Source organism: Ruegeria sp. CDSB029 (assembly GCF_059611125.1).
Map to the genome: position 1 here is coordinate 79,575 of NZ_JBXWOX010000012.1, position 24,949 is coordinate 104,523.

At 57.5% G+C, this 24,949-nt stretch carries 33 protein-coding genes; 21 read left to right on the forward strand and 12 right to left on the reverse strand.

The features are described 5' to 3' along the window. From flgG to AC2FI8_RS15075, 4 genes are read left to right on the forward strand one after another with little or no spacing between them, the layout of a single operon-like run. Complete coding sequence (gene flgG, locus AC2FI8_RS15060) at positions 1-786, forward strand: flagellar basal-body rod protein FlgG (protein ID WP_496769620.1); 786 nt, start codon at positions 1-3, stop codon at positions 784-786. Further along, a complete protein-coding gene (flgA, locus tag AC2FI8_RS15065; RefSeq protein WP_496769622.1) occupies positions 786-1,202 on the forward strand; it encodes a flagellar basal body P-ring formation chaperone FlgA in 417 nt (138 codons plus the stop codon). Before flgG ends, flgA begins: the two co-directional genes overlap by 1 nt. Next, positions 1,202-1,933, forward strand: coding sequence for a flagellar basal body L-ring protein FlgH (gene flgH / locus AC2FI8_RS15070; RefSeq protein WP_496779974.1), 732 nt, complete (start codon positions 1,202-1,204; stop codon positions 1,931-1,933). The genes flgA and flgH overlap by 1 nt, the downstream gene beginning before the upstream one ends. A 12-nt stretch (positions 1,934-1,945) precedes the next feature. Next, the gene (locus tag AC2FI8_RS15075; RefSeq protein ID WP_496779919.1) at positions 1,946-2,473 is read left to right on the forward strand and encodes a flagellar basal body-associated protein FliL; all 528 of its coding nucleotides are present in this window, start codon (positions 1,946-1,948) and stop codon (positions 2,471-2,473) included. Between the two features lie 18 nt (positions 2,474-2,491). Here AC2FI8_RS15075 and AC2FI8_RS15080 read toward each other — a convergent pair whose 3' ends face one another. From AC2FI8_RS15080 to AC2FI8_RS15115, 8 genes are all read right to left on the reverse strand, one after another. Next, entirely contained in the window at positions 2,492-2,854 is a 363-nt protein-coding gene (locus tag AC2FI8_RS15080; protein WP_496779921.1) for a hypothetical protein, read from the reverse strand. Next, a complete protein-coding gene (gene flhB, locus AC2FI8_RS15085; RefSeq protein WP_496779923.1) occupies positions 2,854-3,939 on the reverse strand; it encodes a flagellar type III secretion system protein FlhB in 1,086 nt (361 codons plus the stop codon). Before flhB ends, AC2FI8_RS15080 begins: the two co-directional genes overlap by 1 nt. After that, on the reverse strand, positions 3,936-4,709 hold the full coding sequence (locus AC2FI8_RS15090; protein ID WP_496779925.1) for a flagellar biosynthetic protein FliR: 774 nt from the start codon (positions 4,707-4,709) through the stop codon (positions 3,936-3,938). The genes flhB and AC2FI8_RS15090 overlap by 4 nt, the downstream gene beginning before the upstream one ends. Then, positions 4,706-6,793 carry a flagellar biosynthesis protein FlhA gene (gene flhA, locus AC2FI8_RS15095; RefSeq protein ID WP_496779926.1) on the reverse strand — a complete coding sequence of 696 codons (2,088 nt, stop codon included), beginning with the start codon at positions 6,791-6,793 and terminating at the stop codon, positions 4,706-4,708. The genes AC2FI8_RS15090 and flhA overlap by 4 nt, the downstream gene beginning before the upstream one ends. A gap of 9 nt (positions 6,794-6,802) precedes the next feature. Further along, positions 6,803-7,492 carry a lytic transglycosylase domain-containing protein gene (locus AC2FI8_RS15100; RefSeq protein ID WP_496779928.1) on the reverse strand — a complete coding sequence of 230 codons (690 nt, stop codon included), beginning with the start codon at positions 7,490-7,492 and terminating at the stop codon, positions 6,803-6,805. Between the two features lie 73 nt (positions 7,493-7,565). Then, complete coding sequence (locus AC2FI8_RS15105; RefSeq protein WP_109311283.1) at positions 7,566-7,994, reverse strand: Lrp/AsnC family transcriptional regulator; 429 nt, start codon at positions 7,992-7,994, stop codon at positions 7,566-7,568. 34 nt (positions 7,995-8,028) lie between these two features. Continuing rightward, complete coding sequence (locus AC2FI8_RS15110; RefSeq protein ID WP_496769639.1) at positions 8,029-9,261, reverse strand: MFS transporter; 1,233 nt, start codon at positions 9,259-9,261, stop codon at positions 8,029-8,031. 3 nt (positions 9,262-9,264) lie between these two features. Then, the gene (locus AC2FI8_RS15115; RefSeq protein ID WP_496779930.1) at positions 9,265-9,528 is read right to left on the reverse strand and encodes a metal-sensing transcriptional repressor; all 264 of its coding nucleotides are present in this window, start codon (positions 9,526-9,528) and stop codon (positions 9,265-9,267) included. A gap of 134 nt (positions 9,529-9,662) precedes the next feature. Here AC2FI8_RS15115 and AC2FI8_RS15120 point away from each other — a divergent pair, with 134 nt between their 5' ends. The 7 genes from AC2FI8_RS15120 to AC2FI8_RS15150 all read left to right on the forward strand — a co-directional run bounded on the left by AC2FI8_RS15120 (position 9,663) and on the right by AC2FI8_RS15150 (position 14,446). Then, a complete protein-coding gene (locus AC2FI8_RS15120) occupies positions 9,663-10,277 on the forward strand; it encodes a ribonuclease D (protein WP_496726685.1) in 615 nt (204 codons plus the stop codon). Next, positions 10,274-11,236: a KpsF/GutQ family sugar-phosphate isomerase gene (locus AC2FI8_RS15125; RefSeq protein WP_496779932.1), complete on the forward strand. Its 963-nt coding sequence runs from the start codon at positions 10,274-10,276 to the stop codon at positions 11,234-11,236. Before AC2FI8_RS15120 ends, AC2FI8_RS15125 begins: the two co-directional genes overlap by 4 nt. A gap of 15 nt (positions 11,237-11,251) precedes the next feature. After that, positions 11,252-11,851, forward strand: coding sequence for an LPS export ABC transporter periplasmic protein LptC (gene lptC, locus AC2FI8_RS15130; protein ID WP_058272998.1), 600 nt, complete (start codon positions 11,252-11,254; stop codon positions 11,849-11,851). Between the two features lie 3 nt (positions 11,852-11,854). Next, positions 11,855-12,346: an LptA/OstA family protein gene (locus AC2FI8_RS15135; protein WP_058272997.1), complete on the forward strand. Its 492-nt coding sequence runs from the start codon at positions 11,855-11,857 to the stop codon at positions 12,344-12,346. Then, positions 12,346-13,104: an LPS export ABC transporter ATP-binding protein gene (gene lptB, locus AC2FI8_RS15140; protein ID WP_058272996.1), complete on the forward strand. Its 759-nt coding sequence runs from the start codon at positions 12,346-12,348 to the stop codon at positions 13,102-13,104. Before AC2FI8_RS15135 ends, lptB begins: the two co-directional genes overlap by 1 nt. 253 nt (positions 13,105-13,357) lie before the next feature. Continuing rightward, the gene (hpf, locus tag AC2FI8_RS15145) at positions 13,358-13,921 is read left to right on the forward strand and encodes a ribosome hibernation-promoting factor, HPF/YfiA family (RefSeq protein WP_058273067.1); all 564 of its coding nucleotides are present in this window, start codon (positions 13,358-13,360) and stop codon (positions 13,919-13,921) included. A gap of 60 nt (positions 13,922-13,981) precedes the next feature. Next, the gene (locus AC2FI8_RS15150) at positions 13,982-14,446 is read left to right on the forward strand and encodes a PTS sugar transporter subunit IIA (RefSeq protein ID WP_058273066.1); all 465 of its coding nucleotides are present in this window, start codon (positions 13,982-13,984) and stop codon (positions 14,444-14,446) included. Positions 14,447-14,507: 61 nt separating this feature from the next. Here AC2FI8_RS15150 and dalA read toward each other — a convergent pair whose 3' ends face one another. Then, positions 14,508-15,023, reverse strand: coding sequence for a divisome-associated lipoprotein DalA (dalA, locus tag AC2FI8_RS15155; RefSeq protein ID WP_058276578.1), 516 nt, complete (start codon positions 15,021-15,023; stop codon positions 14,508-14,510). 169 nt (positions 15,024-15,192) lie between these two features. Here dalA and AC2FI8_RS15160 point away from each other — a divergent pair, with 169 nt between their 5' ends. Further along, positions 15,193-15,792, forward strand: a complete 600-nt coding sequence (locus AC2FI8_RS15160; protein WP_496736884.1) for a L,D-transpeptidase — start codon at positions 15,193-15,195, stop codon at positions 15,790-15,792. Between the two features lie 140 nt (positions 15,793-15,932). Continuing rightward, positions 15,933-16,115, forward strand: a complete 183-nt coding sequence (locus AC2FI8_RS15165; protein ID WP_496726682.1) for a hypothetical protein — start codon at positions 15,933-15,935, stop codon at positions 16,113-16,115. Positions 16,116-16,191: 76 nt separating this feature from the next. Here the strand turns inward: AC2FI8_RS15165 and hemH are convergent, their stop codons facing one another. After that, positions 16,192-17,241, reverse strand: a complete 1,050-nt coding sequence (hemH, locus tag AC2FI8_RS15170; protein WP_496779934.1) for a ferrochelatase — start codon at positions 17,239-17,241, stop codon at positions 16,192-16,194. Between the two features lie 57 nt (positions 17,242-17,298). Continuing rightward, positions 17,299-18,129 (reverse strand): methyltransferase domain-containing protein, encoded by an 831-nt coding sequence (locus AC2FI8_RS15175; protein ID WP_496779936.1) that lies wholly within the window; start codon positions 18,127-18,129, stop codon positions 17,299-17,301. A 16-nt stretch (positions 18,130-18,145) separates the two neighbouring features. On the opposite strand from AC2FI8_RS15175, the gene AC2FI8_RS15180 reads away from it, so the two are divergent. The 5 genes from AC2FI8_RS15180 to AC2FI8_RS15200 all read left to right on the forward strand — a co-directional run bounded on the left by AC2FI8_RS15180 (position 18,146) and on the right by AC2FI8_RS15200 (position 21,274). Further along, on the forward strand, positions 18,146-18,874 hold the full coding sequence (locus AC2FI8_RS15180) for a ComF family protein (protein ID WP_496779976.1): 729 nt from the start codon (positions 18,146-18,148) through the stop codon (positions 18,872-18,874). Between the two features lie 37 nt (positions 18,875-18,911). Beyond that, positions 18,912-19,169: a glutaredoxin 3 gene (grxC, locus tag AC2FI8_RS15185; RefSeq protein WP_058272991.1), complete on the forward strand. Its 258-nt coding sequence runs from the start codon at positions 18,912-18,914 to the stop codon at positions 19,167-19,169. After that, positions 19,169-19,999, forward strand: a complete 831-nt coding sequence (locus AC2FI8_RS15190; protein ID WP_496779938.1) for a carbon-nitrogen hydrolase family protein — start codon at positions 19,169-19,171, stop codon at positions 19,997-19,999. The genes grxC and AC2FI8_RS15190 overlap by 1 nt, the downstream gene beginning before the upstream one ends. A gap of 14 nt (positions 20,000-20,013) precedes the next feature. Continuing rightward, positions 20,014-20,454 (forward strand): MarR family winged helix-turn-helix transcriptional regulator, encoded by a 441-nt coding sequence (locus tag AC2FI8_RS15195; protein ID WP_496726678.1) that lies wholly within the window; start codon positions 20,014-20,016, stop codon positions 20,452-20,454. Between the two features lie 382 nt (positions 20,455-20,836). After that, on the forward strand, positions 20,837-21,274 hold the full coding sequence (locus AC2FI8_RS15200) for a hypothetical protein (protein WP_496779940.1): 438 nt from the start codon (positions 20,837-20,839) through the stop codon (positions 21,272-21,274). A gap of 72 nt (positions 21,275-21,346) precedes the next feature. Here AC2FI8_RS15200 and ubiG read toward each other — a convergent pair whose 3' ends face one another. Then, entirely contained in the window at positions 21,347-22,093 is a 747-nt protein-coding gene (gene ubiG, locus AC2FI8_RS15205; protein WP_496769658.1) for a bifunctional 2-polyprenyl-6-hydroxyphenol methylase/3-demethylubiquinol 3-O-methyltransferase UbiG, read from the reverse strand. Positions 22,094-22,141: 48 nt separating this feature from the next. On the opposite strand from ubiG, the gene pip reads away from it, so the two are divergent. The 3 genes from pip to AC2FI8_RS15220 all read left to right on the forward strand — a co-directional run bounded on the left by pip (position 22,142) and on the right by AC2FI8_RS15220 (position 24,948). Then, complete coding sequence (gene pip, locus AC2FI8_RS15210; protein WP_496779942.1) at positions 22,142-23,119, forward strand: prolyl aminopeptidase; 978 nt, start codon at positions 22,142-22,144, stop codon at positions 23,117-23,119. After that, complete coding sequence (locus tag AC2FI8_RS15215; protein WP_496779944.1) at positions 23,116-23,937, forward strand: ABC transporter substrate-binding protein; 822 nt, start codon at positions 23,116-23,118, stop codon at positions 23,935-23,937. Before pip ends, AC2FI8_RS15215 begins: the two co-directional genes overlap by 4 nt. Positions 23,938-24,030: 93 nt before the next feature. Beyond that, positions 24,031-24,948 (forward strand): hypothetical protein, encoded by a 918-nt coding sequence (locus AC2FI8_RS15220; RefSeq protein ID WP_496779946.1) that lies wholly within the window; start codon positions 24,031-24,033, stop codon positions 24,946-24,948. Position 24,949 lies beyond the last annotated feature (1 nt).

Below are 24,949 nucleotides of genomic sequence, written 5' to 3' on the forward strand. Positions count from 1 at the left end.
ATGCGGGCTTTAAAAATCGCGGCGACGGGAATGACGGCGCAACAGATGCGAGTCGAGACGATCTCGAACAACCTTGCGAATATGAACACCACGGGTTTCAACGCAAGGCGCGCCGAATTCGCCGATCTGCACTATCAGCAGATGGCACGAGCAGGCGCGGTCAATGCCAATGACGGTACGGTTTTGCCAACAGGTATCCAGTTAGGTCTTGGGGTTCGCCCGGCGGCGGTGACCGTGCAGCTATCGCAGGGTGCTTTGTCAGCCACCGGAAGCGATCTGGACATCGCCATCGAAGGGCGCGGTTATCTGGAAGTGACGCTGCCCAACGGCCAGTCCGGCTATACCCGCGATGGCAGCCTGAAACGATCAGCCGAGGGGCTGATCGTAACATCGGACGGGTTTGCCGTAGCGCCCGAGATCACCATTCCCGACGATGCGCGGTCGATCTCGATTAACCCCGCGGGTGAAGTTTACGCCTATTTCGATGACGCGCCAGAGGGGCAACTGCTGGGAGAGTTCACTTTGGCCAGTTTTTCCAACGCCAAGGGGCTCGAGGCGATTGGCAGCAACCTGTTCAAAGAAACCGAAGCTTCGGGCGCGCCCGTGGTTGGCGCACCCGGAGAGGATGGGATGGGCACGCTGCGGCAGGGCTATCTCGAGGACAGTTCGGTCGATGCGGTGCGCGAGGTTACCGAACTGATTGAGGCACAGCGAGGATATGAAATGAATGCCAAGGTCATATCCGCCGTCGATCAGATGATGGGCGCAACGACGCAGGTGCGGTGATGCGGGCTCTGAGTTTTGTTCTGGCCTTGACGGCTCCGATCCCGGCAATGGCTGAAATTGTGGTGTCGAAACGCACAATTCGGGCCAAGGAAATCATTTCAGCCACTGACCTGGAAACCAAGGATCAGATGGTTCCAAACGCGGTGAGCAATGTGGACTTTCTTGTTGGGCAAGAGGCGCGCGTCGCCCTCTACCCCGGGCGTCCTATTCGTGAGGGCGATTTCGGTCCGCCTGCAATTGTGGATCGAAACGATCTTGTCGTTCTTGTTTTTGACCGCCGCCCCCTGTCCATCACCGCCGAGGGTCGCGCGTTGGGCCGTGGCGCGGTCGGGGATCGAATCCGGGTCATGAACCTGTCGTCACGCACAACCGTAACCGGACGTATCCGGTCGAACGGCCAGATCGAGGTAAAATGATGTCAGTACTTCCTAAAACTCTGTTGGTTGCCGTTCTCACCTTGTCGGGCTGTGGCCGTGTGGATCACCTTGGCAAACCACCAAGCTTTACGTCCAATGATGAGTCGCCGGAACATGTGGCGATGCTTTGGCCCGGCTTGCCTTTGCATACGCAGCCGGCGCGCAGTGTCGACAAATCCTCGCTTTGGAGCGGTGGTCAGCAGTCTCTGCTGGGAGATCAGCGCGCGATCAAGAAAGGGGACATCATGACGGTCGTGATCGAGCTGGACGAAAAGGCCGAGATATCGAATGACACCAACCGATCCCGTAGCGGCTCGGAAAGTCTTGAGGTGCCGGGGCTGTTTGGCTTACCGCAACGCGCGGCCGAGCACCTGCCAAATGGCGCATCCCTGGACGAAGCCGTGTCGATCGATTCCTCGTCGACCAGCAAAGGCAAAGGATCAGTAAAGCGAAAGGAAAAGCTGACCCTGCGGGTGGCCGCAACCGTGATTGATGTTTTACCAAACGGGGTGCTTTCGATCTCGGGGTCGCAGGAATTGCGCGTCAACTTTGAGCTGCGTGAACTTTTGGTCGCGGGCTACGTGCGCCCTCAGGATATCTCGCGCCAGAATGAGATTACCTACGACAAGATCGCGTCGGCGCGTGTGTCCTACGGTGGTCGCGGTCAGATCTCTGACGTTCAGCAGCCCCGTTACGGGCAGCAAATCCTGGATTCAATTTTGCCATTCTGAGGGGAGGGAGTGATGAAAAAACTGATCCCGGTCGTCCTTCTTTTCGCGGGCTTGGGTGGTGGCATTGCGGCAGGCGTGTTTCTGGCCCCTTCGGACAAAAAGGCAGAAGGTGCCAAAGATATGAACGTCGAGTCAAAACAAGACAAGACTAAGAAGAAAGACCCGAAAGCCACGGCAAAAAAATCCGGCAAAGCGGACAAAAAGGACGGTTTGGGTTCTTATGAGTATCTGAAGCTGACCAAGCAATTCGTGGTTCCGATCGTGGAATCGGATCGGATTGCTGCACTTGTCACCATGTCGCTAAGCCTTGAGGTCACACCTGGAATGGCCGAGCCGTTCTATGCCTCGGAACCCAAACTGCGTGACCGCTTTTTACAGGTACTGTTCGACCACGCCAATACCGGTGGTTTTGACGGGAACTTCACCCGCTCGGATAACCTGGGGGTCTTACGCGAGGCGTTGCTGGATGAGGCGCGCAAGGATTTAGGGGACGATGTCTCAAAGGTTCTGATCATGAGTGTGAACCGTCAGGATACGTGACGGGTCGACCGGCCCTGGTTAGATCACGGGCAAGTCCTTATTGGGTTTTTTGCATAAATTGGAAACCGCCTGCTTGCGCCCGAATGCGACGCGCAGATTCGTAAGGGCTGTCAGCTTTTGTGCTCGTAACCGCGCAAGCTGCATGTTGAGCTGTCTGCGTGCCGCCGATTCCCACCCGTTCCAAAGAACATCCGTTCCGGTAATACGGTAACCTTCCGCAGACGCTGTCTCTTGCCGGGTTTGTTGGACTTGGGCGTCAAGTCGGGCCAATTGTTGTTGTACCCGTGCCTCGGCCTCGAGCAACGGGCGCAGGGATTGGAATTCTCGCTGAAACGCGGCTTCGGTCACTTTTGCCAGATCCTGCAGCTGCTTGCGTTTCATCAGATCTGCTCCTTCGCCCGTTTGCGCATTGCCTCAGCAAACCGGATCGCGGCGGCAACGGGGCGGTAATGTTCTTCCGAGATCTGCTGCCCGATCTCGACCGTGGCATGCAATGCACGTGCTGTTGGCGGATCCGGGTGGATTGGGACGCCGGCCTGCCCGGCGGCCTCGCGAATGGCGGCTGCAACTGAATCCACGCCCTTGGCCACGCAAACAGGTGCCGATCCGGCGGTCCGGGACCATTTCAGCGCGACGGCAAAATGGGTTGGGTTCACGATCACGACATCGGCTTTTGGCACCTCGGCCATCATTTGATTGGTTGCGATATCCTGGGCGCGCTGACGACGTTGCTGTTTTACATGCGGGTCGCCTTCGGCATCTTTGGTCTCATCCTGGATTTCCTTGCGCGACATCCGGTTCTTGCGCATGTGTTCGGCGTATTGCCAGATGTAGTCGACCACACCGATGGTCAGAGCCACCGCAATGACGATGAACATGAACCGAAACAGCAGATTCATCATAAGCATCACTGAAGACTGGGCTTGAGTCGCGCTTGCGGACAGAATCTCGCTGAGGTTGGCCCGCAGGAAAAGCGCCAGGCATGTGCAGTAAATCACCAGTTTTGCAAAGCTCTTGGCAAATTCGAACAAGCCGCTGCGCCCGAATTTGTTCTTGGCATTGGACGGTATCGAAATGCGCGACATCTTGGGTTTCAGCTTGGTGGGCGCAAAAACCAGCGCACGTTGTGAAATCAGGCTGAGCAGGACGGCGGCGGCGGGCAGGCCAAACAGGATCGAAACAGACAATGCAGCCGTCTGCAGCATCCCCCCGACGGGGCTGGACGCCGAACCTGTTGTCAGCAGTTGGCCAAAATCATCTGCCTGATCAATCAACACGACAAACAACGTTCCTATGTTGCGCACCGCGAATTGCCCCGCAGCAAGCATAGCAACCAGCAAACCGACATAGGCCGCCACAACGTTCAGGTCGTTGGACTTGGCGATTTCCCCTTTTTCGCGCGCTTTCTGCAGCTTTTGCGGTGTCGCCTCAAAGGACTTGTCACTGTCGTCGTCCTGACCGCTCATCTTTTGACCCCAAGCGGGTTCACAATGAAGGCGAACAAGGCATCGGACCACACTGACAAGATCAAAGGGATGCCAGCAAACAGCAGAAACAAACCCGCGAAGGTGATCGCGGGGGCACCGACAAAGGCCACCATCAACTGAGGCATCGCCCGGTTTATGACCCCAAGCGCAAGGTTATAGATCAGCGACGCGATGACGAAGGGCATGGCCAGGCTGAACGCTAGACCAAAACTGCGCGCGATGTGTTTCACGCCCCATTGCGACATATCCGGTGCCAGCGGAGCAACGCCCATTGGAAACAGCGTGTAGCTGTGGATCAGAAATTGCGCGATGCGGATGTGCAGGCCTAGCAGAACCGCCAATGTCAGACCTGCGAGTGTCAACAGATATCCCATTGCAGGAACAGGATCGACAGCGGCCCCGCCCAGAATCTGCGACAGAGATGCCGATTGTGCCGCGATGGACCCCGCAGTTTGCAAGGCCAGCACGAACAGGCGCAGTCCAATGCCCAGTGCCAGCCCGACAAGTGTTTCGGAGCCAATCATCCGCGCCAAAGGCAATAACCCTTGCCCGTGGTCAGGCGCTGGAACGGCGGGCGTCACGATCAGTGTAAATGCCGCGGCGATCCCCAGCTTGACGCGGGTTGGAATGCTGCGTTCCCCGAAGGCGGGTAACAGCGATACCAGCGCCGACACGCGCAGGAAGACGGCAAAGAGGTGCCACAGACCATCTGCCAGTTCCGGCAGCAACGCTGGAGGCACAGCGATCATGCGGGTATCGTTCCGACCAATGCGGGTCTGGCCTCGAGCCCGATTTCCTCAAAGGACAGGACCGGATTCGACACCCCCCGCGCCTGCATGATCGTGCGCAGCAATCGACGTCGGCGGGTTGAGGTTACGACTGCCGGGAACACCCCGTGATCGGCGGATTGCGAGACGGTTTCGACGACACCATCTGCCAGTTTGTTGAACAGGTTCGGCGGCAGGGCGACATCCAATCCAGCGTTGGGCGCGTCGATCTGGTACGAGGCAAACGTGTCTTCCCATTCAGGCGCAAGCTGGATCAGCGGAATGGAACCGTCCCCCCGCTTCATGTCGGCAACCAACTGGAATCCCAATCTTTGCCTGACCAACTCGCAAATCCCTTCGGGTTGCGTCGTGGTCAAGCGCGCCTCGGCCACAGTTTCAAGGATCAGGGCCATGTTACGGATCGAGACTTTTTCCTCCAGCAGCAGGCGCAAAACAGAATGTAACGTGTCGATTGGCACCTTGTCCGGGATCAGCTCGTCCAGCAGCTTGCGGTTCGCTTCGGCCCGAACCGGATCGCTAAGCCGTGTCATCTCGGACAGCAGGCGGCGCAGGCATTTCAAAGTCAGCAGCCGCGCGAAGTTCTGTTTGATGATCTCAAGCAGATGTGTCGCCAAAATCTCGGGGGGAGAAACGATGGTCGCGCCGCTCAGCGCCGCGGCTTCCTGATCCTTTGGTAGAATCCAGCGCGCCGGAGCGCCATAAACAGGTTCGGTCACATCATTGCCTTCAGGCAGCATGTCATGGCCGTCCTGCACCAGCGCCAGTACCAGATCAGGGTTGAGAACACCGCGTGCCTGTTCGACCCCCTGTACCTTGATCACATAGGTTCCCAGTGGAAGTTCCGCCCGGTCGGTCAGGCGGATGTCAGGCAGGATCAATCCAAAGCCTGAGGCGACATATGTGCGCATATTGGCAATTCGTGCGTCCAGCCCGGTGCCAGGGTTGAGAACCATGCTGACAAGATCAGGGGCGAATTCCAGGTGGACGTCGTCCAGATCCAGAATGTCCCCGATGGCCTGCGAGACCGGGGTCTCATCCTGCGTCGAGGGCGCATGTTCCGCGTCGGCCTCGGCCTTCTGTTTGCGGTGCACCGAATAGGCCGCATAGCCCAGAACGCCTGCGCCAAGGATGAAGGGCAAAAAGGGCAGGCCGGGCACCAACGCAAATAACACCATCAGCATCGCCACTGTGCCCAGCGCCGCAGGGTGGCGCCCCAGTTGGGAGAAGATCGCGCTGTCGGTCGCACCCTGGGTTCCGCCCCGCGCCAGCAAAAGTGCCGAAGCGATCGAGATGATCACGGCGGGAATTTGCGAGACCAGTCCGTCGCCAACAGTCAGAATGGCATAGGTCTCAAACGCGGCAGAGATGGGCATTCCCTGCACGATCACGCCCATAATCAGGCCCATCACAAGGTTCAGAAGCGTGATCAACAGCCCGGCAACCGCATCACCTTTGACGAATTTCGAGGCCCCGTCGAGCGAGCCGAAGAACGTGGTTTCCTGTTGTTCACGTTCGCGGCGCTCTTTCGCTTGTTGATGATCAATGGCCCCGGCGGACATGTCGCTGTCGATGGCCAGCTGTTTGCCGGGCATTCCGTCCAGAGCAAATCGCGCGCCGACTTCGGCCATGCGGGCCGCGCCCTTGGTGATGACCATAAAATTCACGATCAGCAGCACACCAAACACGACGAGGCCCAGAAAGATGCTGCCGCCCATGACGAAGTTCGCAAAGCCTTCGATCACAACTCCGGCTGCATTAGGGCCGGTATGCCCCTGACCGATGATCAGCTTGGTCGAGGACACGTTCAGCGACAGTCGCAGCATCAGCGAGGCCAGCAGGATGGTTGGGAATGACGAAAAATCCAGCGGGCGTTCGATGAACAACGTCAGTGTGAAGATCAGAATCGCCAGCGCGAATGAGGCGGACAGGCCAACATCCAGAACCCATGCGGGCATAGGCAGGATCATCATTACGATGACAGTCATCAACGCCAGCGCCAGCAGCACGGTCGGAGAGAAAAGCGAACGGGCGTCGATCTTGGGCACACAAAGCTCCTAGTTGAACTGTATGAAGGCCGTCGCGGCACCAGCCACCGGTACTAGCGATCCCATCGCGCCAGTGTTGGCAGGCTCTGCCCGACGTGGAATTAATGGATCGGCAGCCCCGGTAAACGGATCGCGCGTCGCAAATGCGTTTGGAGTTTGCTGATCCAACTGAGCCAGAACGGTTTGAAAACGCGCCACATAGGCGTTCGCCAAAGCGGGTGTGCGCGAGTGATAGGCCCCGGCGGCAGCTTTCCACGAGCCCAGCTCGGCATATAGATCTTTCAGAAATCGCGCGGCATATGTGGCGTTTTCATCAGGATCGAACATGGCGTCGATCGAGCGGAATGCCTTGCCGTGCCAGCGGTAGTTGATCTGGAAACACCCGATATCAAAGCTGCGTTTGCCTGCTTTGAAGATGTCGAACACATATGATTTTGCCTCGAACTCTGAGGTGAACCAAACGCCCTTTCCTTCAACATTGATTGTCCAGGGCCAGGGTTGCAGCGCCCCATCAGCCGTGCGGCCTGTCTCAACCCGGGCAATTGCACGCATGACATCCAGTGGCACACCTTCGGACCGGGCGGCGCGCTGGGCGGCGTGGTCGCAAGTGCGGGCCGTTTGGGTGTTGGGCATGGCAAAACCCTGCGGCGCAGCCAACAGCGTCACCAAGGTCAGTCCTAAGATCGTTCGATATGGCATTCTGCCGGTCCGGGATTCTGGTCAGTCCGGGCCAAGCTAGCTGTGTCAGGGTTTACAGAGGGTTATCGGCTGCTCAGTTTCGGTCGATCCGGCGGCCGAACACGACACTGGTGTTGGTTCGCAAAACCCCGGGGATCTTTGCCAATTCGTCGACCAGAATGTCCAGATCCTCGATCCTGGGGGCTTCGGCGGACAGCAGCAGGTCGAATTCCCCATTGATCGACAGGCAGAGTTTGACCTCGGGATAAGTTTCCAGCCGCTTGATAATACGTTTGGTCTCTTTTTGCTGAACCTCAAGCAAGACAACGACCTGAACGCGCGGGGCGTCTTCGGGCTCGCTCAGAACCACCGAATACCCGGCAATCACGCCGCGTTCTTCCATCCGTTGGATGCGTTCATGCACGGTGGTCCGGGCCACACCGAGTTTCGCCGCGATCTTAGTCGTAGATTCGCGGGCGTTGTGCTGCAGGGCTGTGATGATGCGGCGGTCAAGCTGATCCATAGGGCCAAGGTGTAGTGCAAATACCTTGGGATGCTCAAGGTTTGTCAGCGTGTTCGCCCGACGTGATTTTCTGCCTGGAGCGCGGCCAGATCAGAAGCGCAACACCAAGCCCCAAAAGGGCCGCCACAGTCATCCAGATCAATGTCTGTTCGGTTCCTTTGGTGGTCATCAGCCACCCGGCCATCGGGTACAGTACCAGCCAGCAGGCATGGGACAGGGTGAACTGCGCGGCGAAAACTGCTGGTCGGTCTTCCGGGCGGGCCGTGCGTGTCAGCAGACGGCCGGAGGGTGTCAGAGTGGCTGAATAGCCAAAGCCAGCACCTGCCCATAACACTGCGAGCCCCCACAAAGTCATCTGGGTCGAGGCGAACAACCCCGCTGCAACGGCCATCGTAAGTGTCCCGAATGCTGCACCAGCCAGCATAACGCTGCGATCCTCGTAGTTGTTCAGAAGAGACGGCAGGATGAAGGCCGCCACCATCGAGCCGCCCCCATACCCGGCTAATGCTACGGCCACAGCGCTTTCCGACAGCCCAAGATCGGCGCGCACGATTACGACAGTGTTGACGATAACCATCGCGCTGACTGACGCGGCCGTCCAGGTCAACGCCAGCAAGCCGCGCAACCGTGTCGTGCCAAGGTATAGGCGGATGCCACGGGTCGTCCGGTCGTAAATCCCCCTCCGTTTCGTCGGTTTGGGCGAAGGCAGGGCGACTGACACGACAAGGATTGCCGATGCAATGAACCCAAAGCTTGTGCCCCAGAACAGGCTGTCGAAACTCATGATCAACAACAGCGCTGCAGCCAGAGCGGGACTGAGCAGGCTTTCGAGGTCATAGGCCAGTCGGGACAGCGACAGGGCTTTGGTATAGTCCTGCTCATCTGTCAGAACATCCGGGATCGTTGCCTGAAAGGCAGGGGTGAAACCGGCAGAGGCCGATTGCAGCAGGAAGATCAACACATAGATCTGCCAGATCTCGGTTACGAACGGCAGACAAAGCGCAACGGCGGCACGCACCAGATCTAGCACCACCAACATTTTGCGTCGGTCCAGCCGTTCCGCAAACGCAGCGGCGAGCGGGGCGACAACCACGTAGGCCACCATCTTGATGGTCAGGGCGGTTCCCAGAACCATACCTGCCGCGTCACCGGCCAAATCAAAGGCGAGCAACCCCAAGGCAACCGTCGCCAGCCCGGTTCCCATCAACGCGACCACCTGAGCCGCCAGTAAATGCCGATAGACACGGTTCTTCAGGACGCTCAGCATCGGTCAGAGGTACTTTGTGATGGTTTTGAAGTCTTCCACGTCCGGGTCTTTGGCTGCGGTGGTTGGCGACAGGCAATGATCAATATGATCGTGGATCAAGGCCCGTTTGGCGTTGGTAATCGCCTTTTCAACCGCAAAAAGCTGCTGTGCGATGTCGGTGCAGCGGTCTTGATCTTCGAGCATGGATATTACCCTGGCCAAATGTCCGTGCGCCCGTTTCAAACGCGCATGGATCTGCGGGTGCGACTCGTGTTTGTGCTGTGTCATGTAATAACCCTATCCCCCCCATAGGGATATGGTCAACGTATCGTACGGGTCCCTGCCGCCCCGTTATGGATGGCGTTGAGTTTAGGGACCAAACCTCCTATCTCGGGGACGATACCGGACAAAGGACAAGCCCCGTGGCAAATCATCTTTACAAAAACGACCTGCCGGACGGGTTGGATATGGGCCCTGTTGTGGCCATCGACTGCGAGACCATGGGTCTGAATCCGCATCGGGACCGGCTGTGCGTGATCCAGATGTCAGGCGGCGACGGAAACAGCCACATCGTCCAGGTCGAAAAGGGGCAGACCGAGGCCCCGAACCTGTGTGCGATGCTGGAAAACCCCGACGTGCTGAAACTGTTCCACTTTGGGCGTTTCGATATCGCTGCGATGTACCACGCGTTTGGCGCGCTGGCGGCTCCGGTCTATTGCACCAAGATCGCCAGCCGGTTGGTGCGAACCTATACGGATCGCCACGGGCTGAAGAACCTGTGTCAGGAGTTGATCGGTGTCGATATCTCCAAACAGCAACAAATGAGCGACTGGGGCGCCGAAGCCCTGACAAATGCGCAGCTGGATTATGCGGCTTCGGACGTACTGTACCTGCATCAGCTGCGCGAGGCGTTGGACGGGCGCTTGGCCCGCGAAGGCCGCACCGAAATGGCGCAGGCCTGTTTTGAATTCCTGCCGATGCGTGCGAAACTGGACCTCGCCGGTTGGCCCGAAACGGATATTTTTGCGCACTCATGACCGATACCGAAGCATTCCTGAGAACCGCACGTCAGGTCATCACCGACGAAGCCCGCGCGTTGGACGTGCTGGCCGAAAGCCTGAATGAAGATTTTGCTGATGCTGTGCAGATGATCCTGCAGGCTCCGGGCCGCATCATCATCAGCGGTATCGGCAAATCGGGTCATATTGGCCACAAGATTGCCGCCACGCTGGCCAGCACCGGCACGCCGGCCTATTTCGTACACCCTGCCGAGGCCAGCCATGGCGATCTGGGCATGGTGTCGAAAGGCGATGTGGTTCTGGCCATCTCAAACTCGGGCGAAGCGCCGGAACTGGTCAATCTGCTGGCCTTTACCCGCCGCTTTGGCATTCCGTTGATCGGCTTGTCCAGCAAACCGGAAAGCACGCTAATGACGCAGGCGGATGTGCATCTGCTGATCCCGTCGCTGGGCGAGGCTTGCGGTTTTGGCATGGTGCCCTCGATCTCGACCACTTTGACCTTGGCGATGGGGGACGCGCTGGCCATTGCGTTGATGAAGTACCGTGATTTCAAGCCCGAGGACTTCCGCGCCTTCCACCCCGGCGGCAAGCTGGGCGCGCAGCTTTCAAAGGTGCGGGATTTGATGCACGCCGATCTGCCAGTTGTGTCTGAGGGTACCCCAATGAGCGAGGCGCTGCTGGTCATGAGCCAGAAAAGCTTTGGCGTTGTCGGCGTGACGGATGAGACGGGCCGCCTGATTGGCATCGTGACTGACGGCGATTTGCGCCGGAATATGGACGGCCTTCTGGACAAGACCACCAAAGAGGTCATGACCACCAATCCGCTGACCATTTCCCCGAATGCAATGGCGGAAGAGGCGGTGGCGATCATGAACGACCGCAAGATCACTTCGCTGTTCGTGGTAGACCCCGAGACACAGGGCCCAGCCGAGGGGCTGTTGCATATCCACGACTGCCTGCGTGTCGGATTGGGCTAAGCGGAGGGTAGTGCGGTGGACGGACACTCACGCAGGGTACAGTTCTTCAAGGTGGTGCTGCCACTGGTGGCTATCGCTATGCTGTCGACCGTGTTCCTACTGTCGCGCAGCATCGAAACCAATGTGTCCGTGCCCTTCAACCAGCAGGATATCGATGAACGTTTGGCGGATCAGGTGGTGACGCAGCCCAACTACCAAGGAACAACCCGCAAGGGTGAAGACGTTCAAATCGAGGCAAGCCGGGCAACGCAGGGTACTGAGGGCGAAGCGCCAACAGCGGCCGAGTTTCGGGGTCGTTTTGGCCTGCTGAATGGCGGCGTGATCACTTTGGATTCCAACTCTGGCATGATCCGTCCGGACAAGAATACGGCTACCTTTGTCGGGGATGTGGTTATAACAACAACGGACGGCATCGTCGTCACAACGGATCTGTTGAACACCGCGCTGGACGAAATTCAGGGCGACACGCCCGGTCAGGTCGACGGAACCGGTATTATTGGTGATTTTACTGCGGGCAGAATGACTTTTGGGACTGAAAAAAAAGATGGACCGGTCCATATTATTTTTACAGATGGCGTGAAGTTGGTGTATGAGCCTCAAAAAGCAGAAAGATAACCTGTGTTCTATTTTCGATTAGCCCTTGTAAGCGCTGCTCTGGTAACTGGTGCGATCTCTGCGACAGCGCAGGAAACTCAGGTTGCTTTCGGTTCGGCCAATGCCGACCCAAGCCTGCCGGTCGAGGTAACCTCGGAAAAGCTGAACGTAAATCAGGAAGACGGCTCGGCCGAGTTTCTGGGGAACGTGATCGTCATTCAGGGCGAAATGCGCCTGACGGCGGAACGCGTGCTAGTCATTTATAACGAAGACCGTTCAGGCATCGAACGGATGGAAGCGACCGAAGATGTGATTCTGGTCAGCCCTCCGGATGCGGCCGAAGGCGACTGGGCGGAATACACCATCGATTCAGGTGAGATCGTCATGAAGGGCAACGTTCTACTGTTGCAGGGTCCAAGCACGATCAGCGGCGACCAGATGAACGCCAACCTGACCACCGGCAAAGCGACGATGACCGGCAACGTGAAGACCATCCTGCAGCAGGGGGCCAACTGATGGCTCAGCCAAACCTGACGGTAGCCGAAGGCGCGTCTGGCCTGAAAATCGAAAAACTTCGCAAGTCGTACCGAAAAAAGACGGTGATACGCGACGTTTCCATGACCTTGGGTCGATCCGAGGTGGTGGCGCTGTTGGGTCCGAACGGGTCAGGCAAGACCACCACATTCTACTCGGTCGCGGGACTTGTGTTTCCTGAGGCCGGCACTGTTACGATTGACGGTCAGGTTGTCACAACGCTGCCTATGTATCGCCGTGCGCGACTTGGGATCGGATATCTGCCGCAAGAGATGTCGATTTTCCGTGGCATGAGTGTCGAGGACAATATCGCCGCCGTTCTGGATATTACCGTCAACCATGCTCACCGCCGAAAGGAGCGGCTGGAAGAACTGTTGTCCGATTTCTCGATCGAACACCTGCGCCGCGCACCCGCGCTGGCCTTGTCGGGCGGTGAACGCCGCAGGGTCGAGATCGCGCGCTGTTTGGCAGCAGACCCGAAATATCTGTTGTTGGATGAACCCTTTGCAGGTGTCGACCCGATCAGCGTCGGGGATATTCGCCATCTGGTTGCGGACCTGAAAAAGCGTGGAATCGGCGTGTTGATCACCGATCACAACGTGCGCGAAACACTAGAGATCGTGGATCGTGCCTACATCCTGCATGACGGTCAGGTCCTGATGTCCGGCACACCCGACGAAGTGGTGGAAAACGAAAACGTGCGCCGGGTCTACCTGGGCGAAAACTTCCGTATTTCATAAGCTTGCGCAGATTTTCGCCAGGCGCATGGCGGAAATCACGTATATACACGCCTGTTTTGATTGACTCTCCCGCCGTCTCTTGCCTCAATTGGACTATGGCATTTCTTCGGTTCCCGACTGGATCACGACGTCCCTTCCTGGAAGGGGGGCCGGTGCGGTTACCGCAGGATTTGCCGATGTCCCCCACCCGATAAAAACAAGCGCGTCGCATTACGTGACGTCAGAAATGGGTGTGAATTGTGAAGGAGATCACATGCGTTACCAAATCAGCGGAAAACAGATCGACATCGGTGCGGCCCTGCAGACTCATGTGCAGACCGAACTGGGCGAGGTCGTGGGCAAATATGCCCAACGTCCGACAGATGCCAACGTCGTCTTTTCCCGTTCAGCGCATGAATATGTATGCGAAACCACAGTGCATCTTTCCACTGGTCTGACCGCTCAGGCCAAGGCACACGCAACCGAGATTTACGCGGCGTTTGAGGGATGCTGCGACAAGATGGAAACGCAACTGCGCCGTTATAAGCGCCGACTGAAAGACCACCACAAGGATCGGTCCGAGCCTGTTGAACTCTTCGGAGCGTCGTCTTATATCCTCGCCTCTGACGAATCGGAGACGGCTGACGAGCCCGATACTCTGCAGCCCATGATCGTGGCTGAGATGGAAACCAAGATCCCATCGCTGAGTGTTGGAGAGGCGGTCATGCAGATGGAACTTGCCGGTGCGCCGGTGTTGGTGTTCCGGAACGAAAACAAGGACGGATTGAATGTCGTGTACCGTCGCGAAGATGGTAATATCGGCTGGATTGATCCGTAACAGGCAAGACTAGCAAGGCACGCCCCTGCAATTGCAGGGGCCCCGCCGTGGAGCGTGATGATGGAGCTTTCGAGCATATTAAAGCCCGAAGCAGTACGTGTGTTGTCCGCCGCTTCTAGTAAGAAGCGGTTGTTTCAGGAAATTGGAGATGTTGCCGCCGGAACTTTGCATCTGGATGCGCAGACTGTCGTCGATTGCTTGTTGGAGCGCGAAAGCCTTGGACCGACCGGGGTTGGACACGGTGTCGCCTTGCCACACGCTCGGCTGACAGATCTGGACTCTGTTTCGGGTGTGTTTGTAATGCTTGAAAAACCGATTGATTTTGGATCGGTCGACCGGCAGCCGGTGGACATCGCTTTTGCACTGTTTGCGCCGGAAGAGGCGGGTGTCGATCACCTTAAGGCGCTTGCGCTGGTGTCACGTACACTGCGTGATACGTCTGTTTGCACAAAGCTGCGGGCCAACCCTGATCCGGTCAAGCTTTACGCGATTCTGACCGAAGCGCAGTCCATGCAGGCCGCCTGACCTTGCTGAAATAAAAAAGCCCCCGAAAGGTGGGGGCTTTTTTCTTCGAGGCGGCTTTTGGTTACCCGCCTGCTCCCATTTCCAGCGTCCACCAGATTTTCCCGCCACTTTCCTGATGCCAAGAAAAGCCCATTTGTGAGGCTTTCGGGTCCATGATCACGGCTCGGGGGCCAGGTTCCTGCATCCAGGCGGCCAAGGTTTCGGTTTCGGTCTCATAGGTTTCCGAAATCGCCTCACCCAGGAAAGTTCCGTAATAACCAACGCGTTGCGCGCGATCTATGGGCGACGATCCGTCCGAACCGAAGTGCCATGGGCGGTTCTGGCGCGCCATGTCCTTAGAGTGGGTCGCGGCCGCGGCATTCAGCTGCGAGTTCAGCTGCACCGCCTGTAAACCCTGAGCCTGGCGCAAGGCATTTACCGAATCCAGCATACGGAACTGGAGCTTTTCGGGGTTGCCGCGGATTTTGTAGACCGACGGCAGTGGACGGCCATCCGATCCGTAAGTTGGGGTGCTGCTTGGGGTACATGCAGCCAGCGCAACAAAGCAAAGAAACAGTAATGTGATAATACGCGTCATGATCGACCTGATTATTGTGTCGACATACGGCATAGCGCGCCATGCAGCCTTCGGCAAACCTGCAATGGCTGATTCTTGCATGTTTCTGCCGGTTTGATTTGCGATTGACGCATTCTGGCAATAAAATACGTGAAAATTTCAGGACAACTTTCGCAAAGGACCGGTCACTATGGTCAAGAAACCCATTCATTCATCTAGCCGCCGAGCATTTCTGGCCGGCGCTTCGGCCTTGTTGGCATCGCCGGCGATTGCCCAGTACGTTCCTGGTGACCCACTGCGCCCAGCCCCCGAGGCCGAGCCAGACGTGCGTCGCAATGTCTCGGGGTTCCGCGCCCTGGATTGGCAGCCTTATTTCTCGAATACGAGAAATGGGGCCATTCTGGTCGATACGGTGTCCCGAGCGCTGCATTATTGGTCAGATGATCAATCTGTATACAAACTCTACCCCTCATCCGTTCCGCTGACCGAAGAATTGACCCGCCGGGGCCGCACCAGCGTCATCCGCAAAGTTGAGGGTCCCAGTTGGTCGCCGACACCTTCTATGAAGAAACGAAATCCCGAATGGCCGGACCATATTCCACCGGGTCCTGATAACCCATTGGGAACACATGCTTTATACCTGAGTTGGAAATACTACCGGATTCACGGAACGCATGACACGCGCAAAATCGGTCGCCGGTCGTCGAACGGATGCATCGGCCTGTTCAACGAAGATATCGCTGAACTGTTCTCGATGGCGAAGGTCGGCACGCAAGTGTTGCTAATATGACGACATTTTCGCGCACGAACCCGCTTGTGGCTCAAGTTGCAATTGCATTCCAGCCATATAGCTGATTAGAAAAAAACCACGAGGTAAGTCTTAGGTGTGCGGATCCGATTGATGGAGCCGTGCAAACTCTGGAGGTTAATATGAAAAAACTCGTTCTCGCCGCTGCATTTACTGCTGCTGCTTCGACCGCTTATGCCGGTAACCTGGAAGAGCCGGTTGTTGAAGCACCGGTTGTTGTAGAGGAAACTCAGGGTTCGTCGCAGGGTATCATCCTGCCGCTGGTCCTGCTGGTCGTAGTTGCCGCAGCTGTTGCAGCAAGCTAATTTGACGAGCTAAATCTAGAGAAAAGGCGGTGGAGTGATCCACCGCCTTTTTTCATATTTATTTGGTGGGAATCGGTCAGTCGAGCCAGCCCTTTAGATTGTCTTCGATTACCTTGCCCAGTGCGCCAATGTGCGAATCATCGTCATTGAGGCAGGGGATATAGGTAAAGGTCTGACCGCCAGCCTCTTCAAAGCTTTCCTTGATCTCTTCGTTGATCTCTTCAAGCGTCTCGATGCAATCGGCGGAAAACGCGGGCGCTATCACGGCGATGTTCTTCTTTCCCTGCCGCGCCAGATCAGCCACGTGATCCACGGTATAGGGTTTCAGCCATTCCTCGGGACCGAATCGCGATTGGAAGGTTGAGACCAGCTGATCGTCCGACCAGCCCAGCCGTTCCTTCAACAATCGGCTCGTTTTCGCGCATTGGCAATGATAGGGGTCGCCCTGCTGCAAATAGCGCTCTGGCATGCCGTGATAGGAACAGACCAGCACATCCGGTTTGGTCTCCAGCGCCGCATAGGCTTTTTCCACTGACCCGGCCAAAGCGTCGATATAAGCAGGCTCGTCGAAATAGGCTGGAACGGTGCGAGACGCAGGTTGCCAGGCTTCGTCCATCAGCGCGCGGAAGAACTGATCATTGGCTGTTGCAGTCGTCGCGCCTGCATATTGCGGGTAGAGCGGGAAGAACAGAATTCGATCACAGCCCGCGGCCACCATTTCACGTACTTTGGATTTGGTTGAGGGATTGCCGTAGCGCATGCAGAAATCGACCATCACCTGATCGCCGTACCGTTCTTGCATCGCATCGCGCAACTTGGCTGTCTGATCCTTGGTGATCGTCATCAGCGGGCTTTCGCCTTTGTCATGGTTCCAGATCGACTTGTAGGCCTCGCCCGAGCTAAACGGGCGCTTGGACAGGATGATGCCTTGCAGAATCGGCTGCCATTTCCACTTGGGATAGTCGATTACGCGCTGGTCCGACAAAAACTCGTTCAGATACCGGCGCATCGGCCAATAGCTGTAGTCATCCGGCGTGCCAAGATTGGCCAGCAGAATGCCGACGCGGCCCATTTTGACCTTGGGGTGGTCTGCGGGCGCATGATCGGGGCGAGTGGCGTCAAACATCTGATGCTTCCTGAGATTTCTCTGTACTGGCCTGAGATAACCGGAAAAGCCCGGTCGTCAATTGGACAGTTTGCCTTCTTTTGTGCCCAGCGCATCCGCAAGTCGCGCTTTGGCTGATCCGGGGCGTAATGGTTTCTGTTGGCTGTCATCGGGAGACCAGCCGGTCAGGCAGATCAATTCATAGGTGGCGGCCAACCGTCCCCTGGGCGTTGAGAAGTTGTCGGCATAGACCTGCTGCGCGCGCGTAAAAACCTGTCGCTTGGTGGGTTGTTTCATGCGCCCGGACAGGCTGTTGGTCTCACCCATGGCGCGCAGGTCATGCATCAGGTGCTGCATGTCGCGGTATTCCGCCGTCAGGCGCGCGGTGTCGGCGACCGGCAGCGCAAACCCCGCCCGTTGCAGCAACCCGCCAAGATCGCGCAGCTCGGCCATCGGGACGATACGGGGGCTGAGGCCTCCGGTCACTTCGATTTCGGCCTGTCCCAATGCGGCGCGCAATTCGTGCAGGGTTTCTCCGCCCAGACACACGACCAACAGCAACCCGTCGGGGCGCAGAGCACGGCGACATTGGATCAGTTGCCCAACAGGATCATTGGCCCAATGCAGCGCCATGGCGTGGATGACCAAATCATGCGCACCGGGGGTCAGATCCAGAACCTCATCATCCGCAACGATCCGCGTCCCGGGCAGCACGTCCTGCCAGATATGCGCAAATGGCGTCACGATCGCCGGGGCCGTAAAGGTTTTGTTAACCATAGAGAGCCGATCCTGCACTTCGTCCACAGCGGCACGATGCAGGAACAGGGCCTCATCCTTCGCGCGGGCGCGGTGCCGGGTAAGGACCTGGCGATCAAACAAAGAGGGTGTATTGGACTCAGGCAGTTTCATAGGGCGCAATTATCGCATGTGGCACCGGATTCAAACCGCTGTCGCGCTGATCTATCCGCCGCGCTGTCTGGGATGCGGGGACCTGACCGAATCGGATTTCGGGCTGTGTGGGCCCTGCTGGCGCGAGACGCCCTTTATCGGTGGAGTTGTTTGCGAAAGCTGTGGGGTGCCGTTACCGGGGGTTTCAGACGGTCACCGGATTGAGTGCGACGATTGCTTGGCTGCGCCGCGCCCCTGGCAAGATGGGCGTTCGGCCCTTTTGTACGATGGCAAAGCGCGGTCGCTGGTGCTGGCCTTGAAGCATGGTGACAGGCCCGAACTGGCGCGCCCTGCCGCACGCTGGCTGGCGCGGGCCGGGCAAGAGATATTCCGCGAGGGGATGCTGCTTGCGCCTGTGCCCTTGCACTGGTCCCGGTTGTTGAAACGCCGGTACAACCAGTCCGCCCTACTGGCGCAGCACCTTGGGAAAGAGGCAGGGCTTGAGGTGTGCCCGGACCTTTTACTTCGCCACCGAAAGACGCCTGTTCTGGATGGCAAAACAGCGGCAGAGCGGGCTGAAGTCCTTAAAAGCTCGATCATCGCCCATCCAAAGCGGCAAGACCGCTTGCGAGGCCGCGATATCCTGCTGGTGGATGATGTGATGACCTCCGGCGCAACACTGGCGGCTTGTGCGCGTGTCTGCCTTGCATCCGGGGCAAATCATATTTCCGTGTTGACCCTAGCGCGCGTTGCCAAGGATGCCTAATTCGCCCAAGATTATGCGAAACGCGAAGGTACGGAATATGAAACCGGTAGAAATATACACCTCGCCGCTGTGCGGTTTTTGTCACGCGGCCAAACGCCTGCTGAAACAGAAAGGCGTCGAATTCAAGGAAGTCGACGTGCTGATGCATCCCAAGCGCAAGCCCGAGATGATCAAGCGCGCAGGTGGCAAACGAACCGTGCCACAGATCTTTATCGGTGCGCAGCACGTGGGCGGTTGTGACGAACTGTATGAGCTGGAGCGTCAGGGTAAGCTGGATCGCCTGCTCGCGGCCTGATGAAAACCGCGCTGCTGCAAATCACCTCGTCGGACGATCCGGTCGAAAATCTGGACAGGGTGCGCGCCATGATGGCCGAGGCAGCGGCACAGGGCGCGCGGTTCATCCTGACGCCTGAGGTGACGAACTGCGTGTCCACCAGCACCACGCGGCAGCGCGAAGTCTTACAGCACGAAGAAGATGACCAATCGCTGGCCGGCCTACGGGATCAGGCCGCCGCGCTGGGTGTCTGGCTGCTGATCGGGTCTTTAGCGATCAAGACCCATGACGCGGACGGGCGGTTTGCCAACCGATCCTTCATGATTGACCCGCAGGGGCAGATCGTGGCGCGGTATGACAAGATTCACATGTTTGACGTGCAGGTTACCGAAACCGAGACCTTCCGCGAATCGAAAAACTACCGGCCCGGCGACAAGGCGGTGATTGCCGACACCGATTTTGGCAAGGTTGGCATGACGGTGTGTTACGACATCCGGTTCCCGGCGCTTTACGCGGCGCTGGCGCAGGCGGGTGCGCGTATCCTGACGGTTCCGGCGGCGTTTTCGCCGGTGACCGGGGCTGTGCACTGGGAATCGCTGCTGCGTGCGCGGGCGATCGAGACCGGCTGTTGGGTGCTGGCCCCGGCGCAAACCGGCGAACATCCGAAAGCCCGAGGAAAAATGCGCCATACCTATGGCCACAGCATGGTAATTGCCCCTTGGGGAGAGGTTGTCATCGACGCAGGGACCGATCCGGGCATTCACATTTTCGATTTGCGTGATAGTTCTGTGTCTGAGGCGCGCCGACGGGTGCCCTCACTTACTCACACCCGTCGCTTTGACGGACCCTGATCCAGAACCGGACCATGACTGACGAACACAATGCCCTTGCGGTCACGCTGTTCAGCGAAATCCTGACCGCCGATCAGCTGTTGCGCAACCGGCTTAGCCGGGTGTTGCCCAAGGGCATGGAGATTTCGCATTTCTCGGTGCTGAACCATCTGGTTTTTGTTGGGGATGAGCGTAGCCCGGCCCAACTGGCGGACACATTCCACGTGACCCGAGGGGCGATGACCAACACTTTGGCCAAGCTGGAATGGGCCGGATACATCCACATCCGCCCCGACTGGGACGACGCCCGCCGCAAGATGGTGGCGATCAGCCCGGCTGGCCGGAGAGCGCGCGATCAGGCGATTGCGTCAATCGCCCCACTGATCAACCGCGTGGTCGGAGAGCTTGGGCTGGAGCGTGTCCGCAGCACACTGCCCGTGCTGCGGGATTTGCGGTTGCAGTTGGAGGGGGAGTAGGAAGGTCATGCGTTGGTTTAGGAAGCGACGGAAATCCAGTGTGCTTTCAGAGAACGTGACTTCGCCAACCTCCGCTAACGAAGATTAACAAAATCGATCTCACCTGAAGACTTCAAAACCGAGTGGCGCAATCTGGGTTAGCGATGTTTACCAAAGACATGAGCTCAGCATTGGTTTTGTCACTGTACCAATGTGAAACAAGATCACTTCGATCAAGTTTCGCGACGAAGATGTCTAAATCGCTAAGAAACATAGTGACGGAAATAAGAAGAATGCCCGTGGCGAGCATGTCGACTCAGAAGCAGTGCCGAATGAACTCTATTGGAACCTAAGCGAGGCACCACCGAGCACTATACTTCCGGTGTTCAGTGCAGGGCACCCAATGTTACGTGCGGATGTTGCGGAGATTTTTGAGCACTATGATTTGGGCCAGGCACGCCTGCAAAAAACGCAACTTTTTGGTAATGATACAGAGGCCCCGCCTGATTGTGTGGCATATGCTCTAATTTTCAAGAATCAAGGTCATGCAATCGATATTGCAAAGAGCGATGTTGTGCATGTGTGGCCTGGGCGCGAGGTGTTTAAGCCTAAGCCTAAGCCTAAGCCTAAGCCTAAGCCTAAGCCTAAGCCTAAGCCTAAGCCTAAGCCTGATGCCTCACTTGCTGATTGCCTTGTGCCGGATACCAGATCGGTAAATGGTCCAGCAGTCTGGATTGATCCCAATATGTTCAGGTATTTTTTCCTTAGTGACGCACTTGGCAGCGAGCTAACAGCTGCTGGTTTTGGCCCTGCTTTTGGACTGACCCGTTTAGAGTTTTAAGAAATCGTAGGATGGGTGCTTGTACCCATCGCGTCTGTATTGTCGTTGGAATAATGGCTGCAAGCACCCATCCTACCCCGGTTTCACACTCGCCGTCACATAATTCACGCTCAGATCTCGGTCCGAGATCGACCAGCTCCACAGGATCGGGTTGAATACGAACCCTTTGCGATCCACCGGTTCCAGTCCAGCCTGACGCAGCAGGTCGAACAACTCATCCGGGGTGATGAACTTGTTCCACTCATGCGTGCCGCGCGGCAGCCAGCGCATGACGACCTCGGCCCCGAAAATGGCCATCGCATAAGATTTCGGGTTGCGGTTGATCGTGGAACAGATCAGCAAACCGCCGGGTTTCAGCAAGTCTTGCGATGCGGTCAGAAAACCAAGGGGGTCGGCCACATGCTCAACCACCTCCATGTTCAGCACCACGTCGAACTGTTCGCCTGCAGCGGCCATGTCCTCGGCAGTGGTGTGGCGGTAGTCGATCTCAAGCCCGGATTGTTCCGCGTGGATGCGCGCGACGGGCAGGTTGCCTTCGGCGGCATCCGCTCCGACCACTTCGGCCCCAAGGCGGGCCATCGGTTCGCTCAGCAGCCCGCCGCCGCAGCCGATATCCAGCAAACGCAGGCCCTCGAACGGCTTTGCGGCCTTCAAATCGCGATCGAATTCGCCCGCGATCTGCTGTGTGATATAATCCAGCCGACAGGGATTCAGCATGTGCAAAGGTTTGAATTTTCCGTGAGGATCCCACCATTCTGCGGCCATCGCTTCGAATTTTGCGATCTCAGAAGGGTCAACCGTGTTCGGATGCGCTTGCATTCCTGTCTCCGTATGCTCTTTTACGCTTAAGGACTATATAGGGCCATAATGGACAAGTACCCGGACCAAAAGCGCGCAGTTCAATATCTGTACCCGCCGATCGATCCTTTCGATCAGCGTATGGTCGATGTGGGCGACGGACACCGTATCTATATGGAACAATGCGGCAATCCCAACGGCATTCCGGTGGTGATTCTGCACGGAGGCCCGGGCGGTGGCTGCAGCCCCGCGATGCGGCGCTATTTTGATCCGGACGTCTATCGGGTGATTCTGTTTGATCAGCGTGGATGTGGACGGTCACGCCCGCATGCCTCGGTCACGGATAACACCACATGGCATCTGGTGGACGATATCGAACGTCTGCGAACTCTGCTGGATATCGACGACTGGATTGTCTTTGGCGGCAGCTGGGGGGCAACGCTTGCGCTGGTCTATGCGCAGTCCCACCCGGATCGGGTCAATCGCCTGGTGCTGCGCGGTGTGTTCCTAGCGACGCAGGCCGAGTTGGATTGGTTTTACGGCGGCGGCGCGGGCAAGTTCTGGCCCGAGCAATGGGCGAAGTTCACCGCTCTGCTGTCCGACAATGAGCTGAGTGACACCATAGGCGCATTTAACAAGCGCTTGTTTTCGGGGGACCGTGCGACCGAGATCCTGTATGCCCGGGCCTGGTCCAGTTGGGAAAATGCGCTGGCCTCGATCCATTCACATGGCGCAACCGGGGAAAGCCCCGGTGAATACGCGCGCGCCTTTGCACGGCTTGAGAATCACTATTTCATCAACCGCGCGTTTCTTGAACGCGACGGGCAGATTTTGGACCAGATGGACAGAATCGCACATATCCCCGGCCATATCGTGCAGGGACGGTATGACATGATCTGCCCGCCTCAGGCCGCGTGGAACCTTGCCCAGCTGTGGCCCAGTGCCGAGCTGAAGATGGTGCGTCAGGCCGGGCATGCACTGTCCGAACCCGGAATTAGCGCGGAATTGGTTCGCATCATGGACCGCGTGGCGGAGGGCGCATTATGACTCGCATCGACCGTCGCGCTTTGTTTGCGTCTGGTGCTGCTGCCGCCTTGTTGGCGGCGACGGGCGCTTCGCTGGCGGATACGCCCAAAGTGGGTGGTACGCTGCGCCTGGCCGTGCCGCGCGATGACAGTTTAGAGCAGGTCGCCCGCGGGGCTGTGTTCGAAACCCTGACCGAGATTGCACCCGACGGCACCCTGCGCGGAGAGCTTGCGACCGGTTGGCAGACTGATTCCCAAGCCCGCATCTGGAGCTTTGATCTGCGCGAAAACGCTCGTTTTCACGATGGTGCAGTCCTTGATGTAAAGGATGTGATGGCGGTTCTGGGCGATGTTGGGCAGGTCGACGCCTTGTCAGATAATCGCGTGCGTCTGGACTTGGCTCTGGCCAACCCGGGTCTACCCTTCCTTTTGGCCGACAGCAGGTTCGTTATTACGCGCAACGGGCAAGGTGTCACGCCCTTGCAGACCGCGAACGGCACCGGATGCTACCGAGTTGAACGGGCGGAAGATGATCGTCATTTCCTTGGGCGCCGTGTGGCGGGCCACTACAAGGATGGATTGGCTGGCTGGGCCGAAACCCTGGAGGTTATCGTCATCCCCGATGCGCGTGTGCGCACCGAAGCGCTGCGGGACGGCTTTGTGGATATCGCGGCGCTGCCACAGGGCGAAGGGTTCAGCCAGCACCGCGGATTGCGCTTTTTCCCAAGCGAATCCGATATGGCGCTGGCTGTTGCAGGGCATGTCGGCATGCCCCGTCAGATCGGAACGGATCGCCCCCTGGACGATGGCCGCATTGCCGAGCGTTGGTGGTTGATTTAAACACCGAAAATTCGCCTGACTTCTACTTTGAGCATAATTTTGCTATTGTACGCGCTGTATTAGCTTAATTGTTTCGAAAGTGGGAGAATTCCCATGAGGGTTGAAGGTTTAAAGAATATATCAATCTCTATTTTGTCCATAGCATTGGCGGTTGTTGCGGTGTTTGCCCTGAAATCAGGTAAAGACGTTACCGTAAAAGTCAGCAAAAACGGAACGATAGAGCTTGACGCCCGAGAAGGGCAGTCTCTGACTCAGTTGCTGGACAAGGGTTTTGAGGCCGTAGAGGCGAACCCCGAAGATAGTGCAGAGACGACAGCGCGGAAACTGTCCGATATGCGGGCTCTGACCCGCACGCTGAAGTCGCATGGTTACTATGCGTTGAACGATTCGGATCTGGTTCACGAGATTAGAGGGCTGGAAAAGGAGGATCCCCTGTCGGCCGGGCTGCGCGACGTTCTGTATGATCTGGAAGGTCCGTTTTCGCTGCCCGGAACATTGCGTGGGGCGGATTCACGGATGTGGCAGGCGATCGCTGATCTGTACGAGGGTATAAAGTCCGAACCGCGTGGTGACAGCCAGCTATTTGCGACGCTTTACACCAACTTCATTCAGCAAGAGACCGTGTTTAGCCCCTTCAAGCACGAGGTAACGGCCGAGGGCGTGTTGTTGCATGACGCAAATGGGAACGAAAAACCGATGGTGTACACCTGCCCCGACAGTTTTTTGAAACCGGGGATTACCGTCCTGATCAAACCGACCGGGGGGTCATCCAATATCATGCGTCAGTTCACGGTGCGGCAAGATCCTGTTTTTCATGCCTGCGCCGCGCGGACACCGTTCGAGTTTTTGTCGGGTTCGGAAATGAAGTTGGGGCTGAACAGGGTGGCCTTTGATCAACTCTTCCCACCGCGGACGGCGAATGCCGAGCAGTTTCAGGGCAGGGGCACTCTTTCGGTGATTATCTACCCGCGCAACACGCAGCCTGCGCTTTTTGCATCTTCGGCGGAATAGG

Coding starts and splice junctions, on each gene's coding strand:
- flgG (WP_496769620.1), top strand. CDS start 1: ATGCGGGCTTTAAAAATCGCGGCGACGGGAATGACGGCGCAACAGATG.
- AC2FI8_RS15165 (WP_496726682.1), top strand. CDS start 15,933: ATGAAAAAACTCGTTCTCGCCGCTGCATTTACTGCTGCTGCTTCGACC.
- AC2FI8_RS15200 (WP_496779940.1), top strand. CDS start 20,837: ATGTTACGTGCGGATGTTGCGGAGATTTTTGAGCACTATGATTTGGGC.
- AC2FI8_RS15220 (WP_496779946.1), top strand. CDS start 24,031: ATGAGGGTTGAAGGTTTAAAGAATATATCAATCTCTATTTTGTCCATA.
- AC2FI8_RS15190 (WP_496779938.1), top strand. CDS start 19,169: ATGAAAACCGCGCTGCTGCAAATCACCTCGTCGGACGATCCGGTCGAA.
- lptB (WP_058272996.1), top strand. CDS start 12,346: ATGGCTCAGCCAAACCTGACGGTAGCCGAAGGCGCGTCTGGCCTGAAA.
- AC2FI8_RS15160 (WP_496736884.1), top strand. CDS start 15,193: ATGGTCAAGAAACCCATTCATTCATCTAGCCGCCGAGCATTTCTGGCC.
- ubiG (WP_496769658.1), bottom strand. CDS start 22,093: ATGCAAGCGCATCCGAACACGGTTGACCCTTCTGAGATCGCAAAATTC.
- hemH (WP_496779934.1), bottom strand. CDS start 17,241: ATGTTTGACGCCACTCGCCCCGATCATGCGCCCGCAGACCACCCCAAG.
- AC2FI8_RS15115 (WP_496779930.1), bottom strand. CDS start 9,528: ATGACACAGCACAAACACGAGTCGCACCCGCAGATCCATGCGCGTTTG.
- hpf (WP_058273067.1), top strand. CDS start 13,358: ATGCGTTACCAAATCAGCGGAAAACAGATCGACATCGGTGCGGCCCTG.
- AC2FI8_RS15215 (WP_496779944.1), top strand. CDS start 23,116: ATGACTCGCATCGACCGTCGCGCTTTGTTTGCGTCTGGTGCTGCTGCC.
- flgA (WP_496769622.1), top strand. CDS start 786: ATGCGGGCTCTGAGTTTTGTTCTGGCCTTGACGGCTCCGATCCCGGCA.
- flgH (WP_496779974.1), top strand. CDS start 1,202: ATGTCAGTACTTCCTAAAACTCTGTTGGTTGCCGTTCTCACCTTGTCG.
- pip (WP_496779942.1), top strand. CDS start 22,142: ATGGACAAGTACCCGGACCAAAAGCGCGCAGTTCAATATCTGTACCCG.
- AC2FI8_RS15105 (WP_109311283.1), bottom strand. CDS start 7,994: ATGGATCAGCTTGACCGCCGCATCATCACAGCCCTGCAGCACAACGCC.
- dalA (WP_058276578.1), bottom strand. CDS start 15,023: ATGACGCGTATTATCACATTACTGTTTCTTTGCTTTGTTGCGCTGGCT.
- grxC (WP_058272991.1), top strand. CDS start 18,912: ATGAAACCGGTAGAAATATACACCTCGCCGCTGTGCGGTTTTTGTCAC.
- AC2FI8_RS15100 (WP_496779928.1), bottom strand. CDS start 7,492: ATGCCATATCGAACGATCTTAGGACTGACCTTGGTGACGCTGTTGGCT.
- AC2FI8_RS15075 (WP_496779919.1), top strand. CDS start 1,946: ATGAAAAAACTGATCCCGGTCGTCCTTCTTTTCGCGGGCTTGGGTGGT.
- AC2FI8_RS15110 (WP_496769639.1), bottom strand. CDS start 9,261: ATGCTGAGCGTCCTGAAGAACCGTGTCTATCGGCATTTACTGGCGGCT.
- AC2FI8_RS15195 (WP_496726678.1), top strand. CDS start 20,014: ATGACTGACGAACACAATGCCCTTGCGGTCACGCTGTTCAGCGAAATC.
- AC2FI8_RS15090 (WP_496779925.1), bottom strand. CDS start 4,709: ATGATCGCTGTGCCTCCAGCGTTGCTGCCGGAACTGGCAGATGGTCTG.
- AC2FI8_RS15125 (WP_496779932.1), top strand. CDS start 10,274: ATGACCGATACCGAAGCATTCCTGAGAACCGCACGTCAGGTCATCACC.
- AC2FI8_RS15180 (WP_496779976.1), top strand. CDS start 18,146: ATGTGGCACCGGATTCAAACCGCTGTCGCGCTGATCTATCCGCCGCGC.
- AC2FI8_RS15150 (WP_058273066.1), top strand. CDS start 13,982: ATGGAGCTTTCGAGCATATTAAAGCCCGAAGCAGTACGTGTGTTGTCC.
- AC2FI8_RS15080 (WP_496779921.1), bottom strand. CDS start 2,854: ATGAAACGCAAGCAGCTGCAGGATCTGGCAAAAGTGACCGAAGCCGCG.
- AC2FI8_RS15175 (WP_496779936.1), bottom strand. CDS start 18,129: ATGAAACTGCCTGAGTCCAATACACCCTCTTTGTTTGATCGCCAGGTC.
- flhB (WP_496779923.1), bottom strand. CDS start 3,939: ATGAGCGGTCAGGACGACGACAGTGACAAGTCCTTTGAGGCGACACCG.